The following is a 14,053-nucleotide window of genomic DNA, read 5'->3' as shown; positions in this document are numbered from 1 at the left end:
ACACAAAATTCCCGCTCAAGCCCTAAACAGCCCCTATACTCAGCAAAGTGGCTCCGTATATTTAAAGGATAAGTATGGGTTTCAAGTCGCTAATCAAGATTAGCCTTGTATTACAGCTCTTAGGATTATCCGCACCCAGTTTAGCGGGGCGAGAGTTAACACTGGTCGCAACTAACTATCCTCCCTTTTATACCAGTGAGTTAGCCGATCAAGGCGGCGTCGCTCTCGTCGTCAAAGAAGCCTTTAAACGTCGCGGCTACCATGCCAGTGTAAAATTCTATCCCTTCGCGCGGGCAGCTTTGCTAGTCAAAACTGGCCAAGCCGATGGCATTATCGGCCTTTGGTATCGCAAAGAACGTGAGCAATGGGCGCACTATTCCGATCCCATACAAGCCGTACAGATAGTGTTCTTTAAACGTAAAGATAACCCCTTACATTTTAGTCAATTGAGTGAGCTTAAGCCCTTCACCATAGGCATTGGTCGCGGCTACGCCAATCCGCCCGAGATTGCCGCAGCAGGGTTAACCACAGAGGAAGGCAATTCCGATGAGATGAATCTTAAGAAATTGTTTCTAAAACGCATCGACTTAGTGCTGATTGGTTACAATCTTGCCCAATATTTAATCAAGCAACATGGCGATGAGTATCTCAATGCCCTTGAACAAGTTGGCGAACCCATAGCAACTGAGGTATTCCATTTAGGGGTATCGTTAGCGGTTGCCGATCAGGCCACCTTAGTCGATGAGTTTAATAAAGGCCTTGAAAGCATGGCCCAGGATGGCCGTCTTGACGCGATTTTAAGCCAATATCCGCAAATTCAATCCAGCTTAGATCCGATAGAGAAAATACGAACACAAGCACATCCTTAGCAAGATAACTCGGCTATCATAGCCACTTCGAACGGGACGAATGAGATTGCCATGGGGTATCTCGACACAAAACACAATTTCTTTCACTTTCGAGTGCTTAACTTTACAAACTTTTACCCACCTGATGACGGTTATTCACTAGAATAGCGCCATTAGTGCGTACGCCTGTTAACCGTCTTTGTGCGAGATAATCATTCCAATGAAAAAAACCATAATAGCCATTGCCTTAGTCGCTGCGGTTGCCGCCGCTGTGAGTTTTAGTGATGTACTGCAAGCGGCCAAACCCGAAAGCGCGCCCCATTTAATGCGCACTGTACCTGTGGTAACCGGAGAAGTGATTGAACATCCGCTGGCACAATCGATTTCACTCATAGGTAAACTCGCCGCCGATCGCGCTGTGGTCATCGCACCGCAAGTCACGGGCAAGATTAAGCAAATCGCAGTGACATCAAACCAAGCGGTCAAAAAAGGCCAGCTGCTTATCGAACTCGATGATATGAAAGCCCAAGCCGCAGTGGCCGAAGCCAATGCCTTTTTAAATGATGAAACCCGTAAACTCCGGGAATTTGAAAAACTCATCAGCCGCAATGCCATCACTCAAACCGAAATCGATGCGCAAAAGGCCAGCGTCGATATCGCCAGAGCACGACTCGCCTCGGCGCAGGCGGATTTACATTACCATTCGCTGATTGCCCCCTTTGCCGGCAAAACCGGTCTGATTAACTTCAGCGAAGGTAAAATGGTCAGCATAGGCACTGAGCTGATGACCTTGGATGATTTATCCAGCATGCGACTCGACCTGCAAGTCCCCGAACATTTTCTGTCACAGCTGAGCATTGGTATGCCAGTATCCGCGACCAGCCGCGCTTGGCCGGGGGAAACCTTTATCGGCAAAGTGGTTGCCATCGATCCACGCGTCAATGAAGAAACCTTAAACCTGAAAATCCGCGTGCAATTTGAAAACGCGAAAAACCGCTTAAAGCCCGGCATGATGATGTCATCGACCATCACCTTCCCACCGATTTCCGCCCCAATTGTGCCAGTACAAGCCTTAGAATATTCAGGCACTAAGCGCTACGTGTATGTGGTTGGCGAGGACCATATCGCCCATCGCACCGAAGTGATTTTAGGCGCCCGCGTGGGTGATCAAGTGCTTATCGATTCTGGCCTCAAGATTGGCGACAAAGTGGTAGTGCAAGGGCTAGTGAATATGCGCGATGGCTTAAAGATCAATGAAGTCGTGCTCGAAGCCAATAACAAGACTCAAGGTCCTGCCGCTAAGTCAGACGTCAACACCGCGGAGACGAAATAATGTGGCTGTCCGATGTTTCCGTTAAGCGCCCCGTCGTCGCGATCGTTTTAAGCTTATTGTTATGCGTGTTTGGTTTAGTGTCCTTCACTAAACTGTCGGTACGGGAAATGCCCGATGTCGAAAGCCCAGTGGTAACAGTCAGTACCAGCTACTCAGGTGCATCGGCCGCGATTATGGAGAGCCAAATCACTAAGACCCTCGAAGATGAACTCACGGGGATCAGCGGCATCGATGAAATCACCTCAACCACCCGTAATGGCAGCTCGCGGATCACAGTGAAATTCCTCCTCGGTTGGAACTTAACCGAAGGCGTGAGTGATGTGCGTGACGCAGTGGCCCGCGCCCAGCGCCGCCTGCCTGAAGATGCCAACGATCCTGTCGTCTCTAAGGACAATGGCTCTGGCGAGCCCTCTGTCTATGTCAACTTAAGCTCAAGCGTAATGGACAGAACTCAGCTGACCGATTACGCCCAGCGCGTATTAGAAGACAGATTTAGCCTCATCAGCGGCGTGAGTTCCATCAGCATCTCGGGCGGTTTGTACAAGGTGATGTACGTTAAGCTCAGACCCGAGCAAATGGCGGGACGCAATGTTACTGTCACCGACATTATTAACGCACTGCGTAAAGAAAACGTTGAAACCCCAGGCGGTCAAGTACGTAACGATACCACTGTAATGTCGGTGCGCACTAAGCGACTCTATTACACCCCGAAGGACTTTGACTATTTAGTGGTTCGCACCGCCAGCGATGGCACGCCTATCTATCTAAAGGATGTGGCGGATGTGGCCGTTGGCGCCCAGAACGAAAACTCCACCTTTAAGAGCGATGGTATCGTTAACTTAAGCTTAGGCGTTATCACTCAGTCCGATGCGAACCCTTTGATTGTGGCGCAGGAAGTCCATAAAGAAGTCGATAGAATTCAAGACTTTCTCCCCGAAGGCACAAGCCTAGTGGTGGACTTTGACTCGACCGTCTTTATCGACCGCTCAATTAACGAGGTATACAACACTCTCTATGTGACTGGCGCCCTTGTGGTATTAGTGCTGTACATCTTTATCGGCCAAGCCAGAGCGACCCTCATCCCTGCGGTGACAGTACCTGTGTCACTGATCTCAGCCTTTATTGCCGCCAATATGTTTGGTTACTCGATTAACCTCTTGACGCTGATGGCATTAATTCTCGCCATCGGTCTTGTCGTTGACGATGCCATCGTCGTGGTAGAAAACATCTTCCACCATATTGAGCGCGGTGAAGAGCCGCTGCTCGCCGCTTACAAAGGCACGCGGGAAGTAGGTTTTGCGGTTGTGGCCACCACAGCAGTGTTAGTCATGGTATTCCTGCCGATTTCCTTTATGGAGGGCATGGTCGGTTTACTCTTTACCGAGTTCTCGGTGATGCTGGCGGTATCTGTGCTGTTTTCTTCACTTATCGCCCTGACGCTGACGCCAGTACTGAGTAGCAAACTGCTCAAAGCCAATGTTAAACCGAACCGTTTTAACCGTTTCGTCGACAGTGGTTTCGCCCGCATGGAAAAGGTTTACCGTGTTGGCGTGACTCAGGCGATCCGTTTTAAATGGTTGGCGCCACTGGTGATCCTAGCCTGCGTTGGCGGCAGTGCCTGGTTAATGCAACAAGTGCCCTCACAGTTAGCACCGCAGGAAGACCGCGGCGTACTGTTCGCCTTCGTAAAAGGCGCCGAAGGCACTAGCTATAACCGTATGACAGCGAACATGGACATAGTCGAAGACCGACTGATGCCCCTGCTCGGCCAAGGCGTGTTACGTTCTTTTAGCGTTCAAGCCCCCGCCTTCGGTGGCCGCGCTGGCGATCAAACAGGCTTTGTGATCATGCAGTTAGAGGACTGGGAACATCGCCATGTCACGGCGCAACAAGCTCTTGGCATTATCAGTAACGCCTTAAAAGACATTCCCGACGTGATGGTTCGCCCTATGATGCCAGGCTTTAGGGGCCAATCGAGTGAGCCAGTACAATTCGTCCTCGGCGGCTCAGATTACGCCGAGCTGTTTAAATGGGCGCAGGTATTAAAAGAAGAAGCCAATGCCAGTCCTATGATGGAAGGCGCGGATTTAGATTATGCCGAAACCACACCGGAGCTTATCGTCACCGTCGATAAAGAACGGGCGGCAGAACTTGGGATCAGCGTCGATGAAGTCTCGCAAACCTTAGAAGTGATGCTCGGCGGTCGTAAAGAAACCACCTATGTCGACCGAGGTGAAGAGTACGATGTGTATCTGCGCGGCGATGAAAACAGCTTTAACAACGTTGGCGATTTGAGCCAAATCTATATGCGCTCGGCCAAGGGCGAATTAGTGACGCTCGATACCCTAACCCATATCGAAGAAGTCGCCTCGGCACAAAAACTTAGCCATACCAATAAGCAAAAATCCATCACCCTCAAGGCCAACATCAGTAAAGGCTACACCTTGGGCGAAGCCTTGAAGTTTTTGGATAATAAGGCGATTGAGTTATTACCTAAGGATATTTCCATCGGTTATACCGGCGAATCTAAGGACTTTAAAGAAAACCAGAGCAGCATCTTAATCGTGTTCGGTTTAGCGCTCCTAGTGGCTTATCTGGTACTGGCGGCGCAATTTGAAAGCTTTATCAACCCCTTAGTGGTGATGTTTACCGTGCCTATGGGGGTATTCGGTGGCTTCCTCGGCCTGTTAGTCACCAGTCAGGGCATTAACATCTATAGCCAGATTGGGATGATCATGTTGATTGGTATGGTGACTAAAAACGGTATCTTAATCGTCGAGTTTGCCAACCAATTGCGTGACCGAGGTTTAGCCCTAGATAAAGCCATTATCGACGCTTCGACTCGTCGCTTACGCCCCATTTTGATGACAGCCTTCACCACCTTAGTGGGCGCAGTGCCGCTGATCTTCTCATCGGGCGCGGGCTCTGAAAGTCGGATTGCCGTGGGTACTGTAGTGTTCTTCGGCATGACCTTCGCCACTTTTGTAACCCTGTTCGTGATCCCGGCCATGTACCGTTTAATCTCGGCAGCGACCCATTCACCGGGTTATGTTGAGGCGAAACTTGAGGCGGCCATTAAGGCTCAAGAATTAGCAGCGCAAGAGTTAGCGGCGCAAGAGGCAGCCAATCAACAGGAACAAACAGCCAAAGCCTAGCGCGATACAGTAAAACTAAACGGCATAGGATGTTTGTTAAAACCATAAAGCCAAGGGAGTCGTTTCCCCTTGGCTTTTTTATTTAAGTCTGAGAACCGCTCCCTCTGCGCCCTGTCAAGCTCGTCAAGTTAGTCAAGCTCGTCAAACCAAGCCCCACACAAAGCAGCGCCGCGAAGCTAATCACGCCCCCAAGATGGCTAACCATGCCCGCAGCGCCTAAACCTAGCCCCAACAGAATGTAATAAAACAGTCCAAACAGCGCGCCAGCAGAACCAGCATAAGCGCGGTAGTTTGCCAGCGCCGAGCTTAGGATATTAGGAATAGCGATCCCATAAGCAATCACAATCAACAGCATGGGTAGTAAGAAGTAAACATTGTTCAAGCCAATATCAGTCGATTGGATGAGCCAAATACCGAGTCCCCCGAATAGTGCAATAAGGCTTGCTAACCGCACTAATAGTGCACTGGAGTAACCTCTGCCTAGTAATAGTTTATTAAAATAACTGCCAAGGAATGCGCCAAGGCCCAATAACAACCCACTCATCCCGAAGGCAAGCGTCGACAACCCTTGCGCCTCAAACATAAATGGCGCCAATGAAAAGTAGCTAAACCACATCAAGTTAAATGAGGCCACCAGCAAGGTGTTTTTAATTATCTCGCTGTCGGTAAGCATCTTAATAGCTAACTCAACTATCGGGATTTTTTGGGTATGTGCAGGCCTCGTTTCGGGCAAAGATTTTAGCGACAAAAACAACAGCACTATGGCAGAAACCATCAGGGCGACAAACACCCCTTGATACCCCCAATAAGCACTGAGGAGACTCCCCAATAGCAATCCGATAATCGGGCTGATCCCAAGAGACATGCCCATCACCGAAAAGACTTTGGCCAATTCCTCCCCGCTGTAACTGTCACGCATCATGGTTTGAGTAATGACAGACCCGACTGCCGCACCAAAGGCCGATAATACGCGCGCCAGCAGCAACAGGGTAAAGTCGCTAATCATCAATGCGAAGGCTGAACCAATGGCATAACAGACTAATCCCGCAAGCATGGCGTTGCGTCGACCAATGATGTCGGCTAAACGACCCCAGCAAAATACGCCTATAGCAAAGGCGATAAAGTACACGGATAAGGTTTGCGAGGCGCTGGCAACAGACACCGCAAAGTTTTCTGCAATATTTGGCAAAGCCGGGCTATAGATGGTTTCCATAATTTGCGGAAACATCATCAACAGCACGCACAGCCAGAGTGGTGGTTTTATTTTCATGATTTTTATCTGCGTTTTAGCCTTTCAGTGTTAACCGATAAACCAAAACGGCGCTCCATACTTGTCAAAGAGGGCGCAGTATAGATAGGATCCCCAAGTGACAATTAACGACACTTAGACAAAAAACATCAAAAATAAGACAACATGGCCTTTATTCAACCCGAGCAGCAATTTAATCCCGATGCCTTAGACAACCTAGTGATTGGCATTGCCGCCGAAATTGGCGAGCATGACTCAGGTGTACATCAGCACCGCAAGGCTCAGCTGCTCTACTCATCGGCGGGATGTATGCGGTTTAACTTAGCCGATACTCAAGTCGTATTGCCGCCAACCCGTGCAGCTTGGCTGCCCGCAGGCGTGGTACACCAAGTCACAATGCGCGATGTAGTCGCCTATCGTTCACTCTACTTTGAGCCTGAAACCGTGGCGTCTTTGCCGGATAAAGTCACGATTTTCCATGTGAATCCGTTACTCAAAGCGTTAATCGACACTATGTCCTTTTGGCCTTGGGACAAACCCAGACACAGCCAGCACAATGCCTTTGCACTGCTAATTGAAGAGTTACTCCATGCGGATGCACAGAATTTAAGCTTACCCCTGCCCAAGGACAAACGGCTGCAAACTTGGCTTAAGCAATTGCAGCAACAGCAAATAATCCCCGCCAGCTTGCAGGAGATGGCCATTGAAATCGGCGCCAGCGAACGCACCATCAGCCGTATCTTTAGTAACGAAACGGGCATGGCTTATCAGGCGTGGCGGCAACAATGGCGCTTGCTCTCAGCTATTGAGCAATTAGCTGCGGGCGCCTCGGTGGCGCAGGTAGGATTTAATTTACAGTTTTCCAGCGACAGCGCCTTTATCAGCTTTTTTAAACAATATACCGGCACCACCCCGGCGCAATACTTTAGATAATCAATCCGTTAATCTAGCTAACAATCCATTAAGCGCAGCTACACACGGTAACTCCCTTTTAGACCCATTGCAGTTTTGCCTACTCGCGCCATTACCCGCCTTGCTGTGCTATAGTGCGCAGAGTCACCCAACTGATAGCCATAACTTATCCCTTGAAAAAAATCGCCCTCTTTGTCGACGTGCAAAACATCTACTACACCTGCCGTGAGGCTTATCAGCGCCAGTTTAACTATCGCAAACTCTGGCAACAGTTAAGCGCGCAGGGTGAGATTGTCAGCGCCATCGCCTACGCCATTCATCGCGGGGACGATGGTCAGTTAAAATTTCAAGATGCGCTGAGACATATTGGTTTTGAGCTAAAACTTAAGCCCTTTATTCAGCGCAGTGATGGTTCGGCAAAGGGTGATTGGGATGTGGGCATCACCATAGATGTGCTGGAGATGGCGCCCGAGGTGGATACTGTAATCTTGCTGTCTGGCGATGGGGACTTTGCCCTCTTGCTCGATAAGATAAGGCAAAAATACGCCATCGAGGCTGAGGTGTATGGCGTGCCCTCCCTCACGGCAAAATCTCTAATGGATGCTGCCACGCAGTTTATTCCTATCACTCCCGATTTACTGCTCTAACCTTTTACGCTAGTGAGCCACTAAGCCTCATACTCTTGTGTCGAGAGTTGGTAAAAATTATCCGCATCGGCTAGCAACACATCATAAACGTTCGAGTCCAACTTACCTTGTTGAACCATAGGCAACATAATCTCCAGCACCTCACTTAAGGACATAGAACCTCGATAAGGCCGATGTTGGGTTAAGGCTTGAAATACATCGACGAGTGCAAGGATACGCGAAGGTAAATCTAACTGTTCTTGTCTTTTTCTAAAGGGATAGCCCGAGCCATCGAGACGCTCATGGTGGTTTGACGCCCACTCACCAATCACAGACTTAGGAAAAAAGCTCTTTAAGGTGTGGTCGGTATCGACTGTGTGGCGCTTCATAATCGAGTATTCCTCCCTAGTCAGCTTGCCTTCCTTATGGAGTAATAAATCGGGGGTTTTGAGCTTACCAACATCGTGTAACAGCCCAGCCACATACAATAACTCGGCATCGGTATCCGATATGCCACAATCCTTAGCGACCAGTTTTGCCAGCAGTGCCACCTTGTCCGAATGATGAAAAGTAAAGGGGCTCTTGGCATCGACAATCCGCGCCAAAAATCTTGATATCTGCTTAACGCCTTCGAGATCCAACTGTTTGTCGTACAGTTGATTCGCTTCAAACTCGAGAGCCATTTGCTCGATATGGGCAGCCTCCATGTTGTACCAAAAACCGTCTTTACTGACTAATTGGCACATGGCCGCCACCATATTAGGCTCGAAGAGCACGCCACTGTGGGCTAGCAAATTATCCGCAACTAACCCCTCATGGAGGGTGATAAGCTCTTGATGACAACCATGGGTATAGCGCGCCCGCAGAAAATCGGTCCGATCGGCCAGAAACACCAATGCAGCAAGGTCACGGTCAAACTCAGAGATTGCCGCGGTTTGCAACTCTAGCCAAGGTGTATGGTGATAAAGCACAGTGAGGGCAAAGACATCTAGGATAGGGCACTTCATTAATGCCTCATACCCACGGCGGCTGTGGGAGGTGGCATCTTCTGGCTGCATTAATTTGAGTAGGCGTAGATGTTCCTCGGAGGAAGACACGCCGCAGTCATGGATAAGCCCCGCAAAATAGGCAAACTGCTTCTTTTCATCTGACCAGCCAAGCACATTGGCGCATTCATAAGCGATATAAGCCACCCGATGACCGTGGTGTAAGTCATCCACGCCAACAAAATCCAATGCCGTCGCCACGGCTAACAGCGCATGCCGCACATCAATTTTGATGCTGATTTCTTGGGGCTGAAAAGCATTCATCGCATTTTCCTAATTTAACGCACTGATCTAACTATAGTTACTTCGTCGATATTTACCCGCAAAAATAAAAAAAGACCTGCATTTGCAGGTCTTTTAAGGAGATAACAGATTGAACTGGCTTAATTATTGTGCCGTTAGCGCTTCCGCTTTACGGCGACCGCGTTTAGCGAGGGCATAGTAAAACAGCGGTGTCAGGATTAACCCAAACAGTGTCACCCCAATCATACCGGCAAATACCGCGACGCCCATGGCTTGACGCATCTCGGCGCCCGCGCCTGTTGAAAACACCATGGGTACCACCCCCATGATAAAGGCGATAGAGGTCATCAAGATGGGGCGTAAACGTAAGCGCGCCGCCTCGAGAATCGACTCCATGACTTCCATGCCATGGTCTTGTTTTTCTTTGGCAAATTCGACAATCAGAATCGCGTTCTTGGTCGCTAAGCCCACGAGGACGATAAGACCAATCTGGGTGAAAATATTATTATCACCGCCATAAATAAGCACACCACTAAGCGCTGAGAGTAAGGTCATTGGAATGATTAAGATAATCGCCAATGGCAAACTCAAACTCTCGTACTGCGCCGCCAGCACCATAAATACCAGCAGGATCACCAGAGGGAACACTAACAAGCCTGTGTTACCAGCGAGGATCTGCTGATAGGTCAGCTCAGTCCACTCGTAGGTCATACCTATCGGCAAAGTCTCGGCGAGGATTTTCTCAATCGCCGCCTGCGCTTGGCCCGAACTCACACCGGGTGCAGGGCCACCGTTAATCTCAGCCGTAGTGAAACCGTTATAGTGCATCACACGATCGGGCCCCGCACTCTGGCTCACATTGATAAAGGAGCCGAGTGGGATCATATCACCATTCACATTAGGCACTTTTAACTGACTGATCTGCTGCGGGCTTTGACGGAATGCTTCGTCGGCCTGCATATTCACCTGATAGGTTCGACCGAAACGATTAAAGTCGTTGACATAGGTCGAGCCCATATAGGTTTGTAATGTCTGGAAAATTTGATCGAGCGACACTGCCTGCTGTTTCGCTTTAGTCCGATCGATATCCAGTTCAAGTTGTGGCACGTTCACTTGGTAGCTGGAGAAAATCCCTGCTAATTGTGGATCAGCCCACGCCTTGTACATCACTTGTTGGGTCACCTGATACAAGGCCTCATAACCAAGGTTGGCTCTGTCTTGAATTTGCAGACGGAACCCTCCAATAGTGCCGAGGCCTTGCACAGGTGGCGGCGGGAAGATGGCAATAAACGCATCCTGAATACCAGCAAATTTCTGATTTAATTGGCCGGCAATCGCATTCGCCGACAGTTCAGGACTCTTACGTAACTCAAAATCATCTAGGGCAACAAACACCACGCCCGAGTTAGGACTATTGGTAAAACCGTTGATACTCAGACCGGGGAAGGCAATAGAGTGCGCCACACCGGGGTGATTTAAGGCGATGTCGGACATTTTCTTGATCACCGCATCGGTACGCTCGAGTGAGGCCGCATCCGGTAATTGGGCAAATGCCACTAAATACTGCTTATCCTGTCCTGGCACATAACCCGTTGGGGTATTTACAAATTGCACGCCCGTGAGCGCAACCATCCCCAGATACACCAGTCCGATAATGCCGCCAAAACGGATCACCTTACGCACTAAATAGCCATAACCCTCTGATGCACGGTTGAATAAGCGATTGAATGGCGTAAATAACCAACCACCAAACAGCTTATCCATTAACCGAGTGAGCGCATCTTTAGGCGCATCATGGCCCTTGAGCAACAACGCCGATAACGCTGGGCTCAAAGTGAGCGAGTTAATGGCCGAAATAAAGGTCGAAATCGTGATAGTCAGCGCGAACTGCTTATAAAACTGCCCCGTTAATCCGCTCATAAAAGCGGTCGGAATAAACACCGCGGCCAACACTAAGGTGGTTGCCACAATCGGCCCAGTCACTTCCTTCATGGCTTTTTGTGTTGCGGCAATGGGGCTTAAACCCGAGGCGATATTTCGCTCGACGTTTTCTACCACTACGATGGCATCGTCGACCACAATCCCGATGGCCAGCACCAAACCAAACAGCGACAACGCATTGAGCGAGAAGCCCATCAAGTGCATAAAGGCGAAGGTACCCACCAAAGACACAGGCACGGCCACCAGCGGAATAATCGAGGCACGCCAAGTCTGCAGGAATAGCACCACCACGAGCACCACTAAGAGCACGGCTTCGAGCAGGGTTTTCACCACCGCATGGATAGAGCCACGCACAAACACAGTCGGGTCGTAGACAATCTCGTATTGCAGCCCTTCGGGGAAAGACTTCGCCAGTCTTGCCATTTCGGCGCGCACATCGTCGGAGATTTGAATCGCATTCGAGCCTGATGCTTGGAACACTGGAATAGCTACCGCGTCCTTGTTATCTAGCAATGAACGCAGCGCATAGCTGGTTGCACCGAGTTCGACGCGTGCCACATCCTTAAGACGGATCACCTCACCGTTTTGCCCGACCTTGATGATAATGTCTTCGAATTCTGACAGTTCAGTCAGACGCCCCTTAACGTTAATCAAGAGTTGGAAGTCGGCATTACCGCTAGGCTGCGCCCCTAAACTGCCCGCTGCCGCTTGCTGATTTTGCTCACGTACCGCGGCGATAATTTCAGCTGGCGACATGCCAAGCGCCGAGACTTTATTCGGGTCAAGCCAGATCCGCAGACTATATTCGCCCGCACCGAATAAACGCACCGCGCCCACGCCTTTGATCCGTGCTAACTCATCTTTTACGTTGAGCGCCGCGTAGTTAGACAAATACAGCATGTCATAACGGTTATCTGGCGACAGTAAATGCACCACCATGGTTAAGTCTGGCGAGGACTTTTCGGTCACAATCCCAAGGCGTTGAACCTCCTGCGGCAAACGTGGCATAGCACGGTCAACCCGGCTCTGTACTTGGGTTTGCGCCCTGTCCACATCGGTGCCAATGGCGAAGGTAATGGTCAAGGTCATGCGTCCATCGGACGTCGCCTGCGATGACATATACAGCATGTCTTCGACGCCGTTGATTTCCTGCTCTAAGGGCGAGGCAACCGTTTCGGCGATGACTTTAGGGTTAGCGCCAGGGTAGTTGGCGGTTACCACGACCGTCGGAGGCACCACTTCAGGGTATTCGGTAATGGGTAATTGCCAGACGGCAATCGCCCCGGTGATAAAAAACAGCAGCGAGAGAACGGCTGCAAATATCGGTCTTTTAATAAAAAACTGCGACAACATTCTGTTGGATTCCTTAACCGCGGCTCGCTACTTCAACGTCTGGAGTGGTGATATTTTCTTGATGTTTATCAAGCAGTAATTGAGCTTGACGAAGCGCCTCTAGCTGTTCGCTGTCGGCCATATCAACCAGGTGTGGCTCAATTTGCATCTTAGGACGAACCCTTTGCATACCATTGACGACGATTTTGTCGTCTGCCGCTAAACCTTGCTTAACAATGCGTAAACCTTGAACTTTTTCACCTAGGGTGACGCCGCGATACTCCACGGTGCCATCGTTTGCCACCACTAAGACGAACTTGTTGTTCAGATCGGTGCCCACGGCTTTATCGTCAATTAAGATGCCGTCATAGGCGCCGCTACCGGCGGTACGTAATCTGGCGAACAGACCAGGGAGCAAGCTGTTGTCTTCATTGCTAAACGTAGCACGCACTCGAATAGTGCCTGTCTGTCTGTCCATCGAATTATCGACAAAGTCCACTAGGCCTATGTGTTGATATTCGCGCTCGTTGGCCAGCGCCATATACACGGGATTGTCGCCAGCCCTAGGGTCTTTACGCTTTTTCTCGGCGGTTAACTTGACGTATTTTAGATAGGTTTGCTCATCCACATCGAAGTAGGCATACATGCTGGCGGTCGACACTAAGCTGGTTAATACACTCTGCCCCGCAGACACATAGTTACCCGCAGTGACATTGGCGTAGGAGGCTCGGCCATCAATCGGCGCGCGCACTTGGGTGTAATCTAAGTCCAACTCGGCGCGCAGCAGCGCCGCTTTCACAGAGGCTACGGCCGCCGTGGTTTGGCGTTTGTTAGACTCGCGGGTATCGAGTAATTCTGCAGATACCGCCTTTTGGGCAAAGAGTTTACGGGCACGTTCTAAGTCGTTCGTGGCCAGTTGCTCAGCAGAGAGCGCGCTAGCAAGATCTGCTCTTAACCGGGCCACTTCCGCTTCGAACACACTCGCATCGATATGGAAGAGCACATCGCCTTTTTTCACTAAGGCGCCTTCTTTAAAGTTTACCGACGCGATATAGCCAGATACGCGTGGCACTAAGGTCACACTCTCTGGCGCCTGCAAACGGCCAGTAAATTCATCCCACTCGGTAACACGCTCATGCAATACCTGCGCAACATCGACCTTAGGTGCACCCGGTGCTTGCCCCTGCTGGGCTTCGGGTTCACCACAGGCCGAAAGGACAAAAGCCGCCACGGCAGTCAACATCAATATCCGTAAAGGTTGGTTACTTTTCATCTTACAATCCTCATGTGGCAGGCATTTATCTCGTTTAAGACAGACTTCAGTGATGGGCACTCGGTCAAAACCAATAAATACCGACTGGTAAAAAA

General features: G+C 50.0%; 9 protein-coding genes. 5 read left to right on the top strand and 4 right to left on the bottom strand.

Annotated features, from left to right (window positions below; genetic code table 11):
* The first annotated feature begins 74 nt into the window (after window positions 1-74).
* The 3 genes from N5E87_RS05520 to N5E87_RS05510 all read left to right on the top strand — a co-directional run bounded on the left by N5E87_RS05520 (window position 75) and on the right by N5E87_RS05510 (window position 5,336).
* Window positions 75-869, top strand: a complete 795-nt coding sequence (locus tag N5E87_RS05520) for a transporter substrate-binding domain-containing protein (RefSeq protein ID WP_086904352.1) — start codon at window positions 75-77, stop codon at window positions 867-869.
* A gap of 199 nt (window positions 870-1,068) precedes the next feature.
* A complete protein-coding gene (locus N5E87_RS05515; protein ID WP_086904351.1) occupies window positions 1,069-2,181 on the top strand; it encodes an efflux RND transporter periplasmic adaptor subunit in 1,113 nt (370 codons plus the stop codon).
* Complete coding sequence (locus tag N5E87_RS05510; RefSeq protein ID WP_086904350.1) at window positions 2,181-5,336, top strand: multidrug efflux RND transporter permease subunit; 3,156 nt, start codon at window positions 2,181-2,183, stop codon at window positions 5,334-5,336. The genes N5E87_RS05515 and N5E87_RS05510 overlap by 1 nt, the downstream gene beginning before the upstream one ends.
* Window positions 5,337-5,418: 82 nt before the next feature.
* Here N5E87_RS05510 and N5E87_RS05505 read toward each other — a convergent pair whose 3' ends face one another.
* Window positions 5,419-6,606, bottom strand: coding sequence for a multidrug effflux MFS transporter (locus tag N5E87_RS05505; protein WP_086904349.1), 1,188 nt, complete (start codon window positions 6,604-6,606; stop codon window positions 5,419-5,421).
* A 144-nt stretch (window positions 6,607-6,750) separates the two neighbouring features.
* Between N5E87_RS05505 and N5E87_RS05500 the strand changes: the two genes are divergently transcribed.
* Window positions 6,751-7,518, top strand: a complete 768-nt coding sequence (locus N5E87_RS05500) for a helix-turn-helix transcriptional regulator (RefSeq protein WP_086904348.1) — start codon at window positions 6,751-6,753, stop codon at window positions 7,516-7,518.
* 152 nt (window positions 7,519-7,670) lie between these two features.
* Window positions 7,671-8,144, top strand: coding sequence for an NYN domain-containing protein (locus N5E87_RS05495; protein WP_279775839.1), 474 nt, complete (start codon window positions 7,671-7,673; stop codon window positions 8,142-8,144).
* Between the two features lie 20 nt (window positions 8,145-8,164).
* Here N5E87_RS05495 and N5E87_RS05490 read toward each other — a convergent pair whose 3' ends face one another.
* The 3 genes from N5E87_RS05490 to N5E87_RS05480 all read right to left on the bottom strand — a co-directional run bounded on the left by N5E87_RS05490 (window position 8,165) and on the right by N5E87_RS05480 (window position 13,958).
* The gene (locus N5E87_RS05490; RefSeq protein WP_279775142.1) at window positions 8,165-9,433 is read right to left on the bottom strand and encodes an HD domain-containing phosphohydrolase; all 1,269 of its coding nucleotides are present in this window, start codon (window positions 9,431-9,433) and stop codon (window positions 8,165-8,167) included.
* A 123-nt stretch (window positions 9,434-9,556) separates the two neighbouring features.
* Window positions 9,557-12,706 (bottom strand): multidrug efflux RND transporter permease subunit, encoded by a 3,150-nt coding sequence (locus N5E87_RS05485; protein WP_086904346.1) that lies wholly within the window; start codon window positions 12,704-12,706, stop codon window positions 9,557-9,559.
* 13 nt (window positions 12,707-12,719) lie between these two features.
* Window positions 12,720-13,958 carry an efflux RND transporter periplasmic adaptor subunit gene (locus N5E87_RS05480; RefSeq protein WP_011716183.1) on the bottom strand — a complete coding sequence of 413 codons (1,239 nt, stop codon included), beginning with the start codon at window positions 13,956-13,958 and terminating at the stop codon, window positions 12,720-12,722.
* Between the last annotated feature and the right edge of the window lie 95 nt (window positions 13,959-14,053).

Origin of the sequence: Shewanella sp. GD03713, from assembly GCF_029843705.1 — a bacterium.
Classification (GTDB): domain Bacteria; phylum Pseudomonadota; class Gammaproteobacteria; order Enterobacterales; family Shewanellaceae; genus Shewanella.
Note: the sequence above shows the minus strand (reverse complement) of the source record. Positions and strands in the feature narration are given on the sequence as shown.

What these genes read in the sequence shown, in the direction of transcription:
- N5E87_RS05480 (WP_011716183.1), bottom strand. Translation starts at nt 13,958, where the DNA reads ATGAAAAGTAACCAACCTTTACGGATATTGATGTTGACTGCCGTGGCG.
- N5E87_RS05490 (WP_279775142.1), bottom strand. Translation starts at nt 9,433, where the DNA reads ATGAATGCTTTTCAGCCCCAAGAAATCAGCATCAAAATTGATGTGCGG.
- N5E87_RS05520 (WP_086904352.1), top strand. Translation starts at nt 75, where the DNA reads ATGGGTTTCAAGTCGCTAATCAAGATTAGCCTTGTATTACAGCTCTTA.
- N5E87_RS05510 (WP_086904350.1), top strand. Translation starts at nt 2,181, where the DNA reads ATGTGGCTGTCCGATGTTTCCGTTAAGCGCCCCGTCGTCGCGATCGTT.
- N5E87_RS05515 (WP_086904351.1), top strand. Translation starts at nt 1,069, where the DNA reads ATGAAAAAAACCATAATAGCCATTGCCTTAGTCGCTGCGGTTGCCGCC.
- N5E87_RS05485 (WP_086904346.1), bottom strand. Translation starts at nt 12,706, where the DNA reads ATGTTGTCGCAGTTTTTTATTAAAAGACCGATATTTGCAGCCGTTCTC.
- N5E87_RS05500 (WP_086904348.1), top strand. Translation starts at nt 6,751, where the DNA reads ATGGCCTTTATTCAACCCGAGCAGCAATTTAATCCCGATGCCTTAGAC.
- N5E87_RS05505 (WP_086904349.1), bottom strand. Translation starts at nt 6,606, where the DNA reads ATGAAAATAAAACCACCACTCTGGCTGTGCGTGCTGTTGATGATGTTT.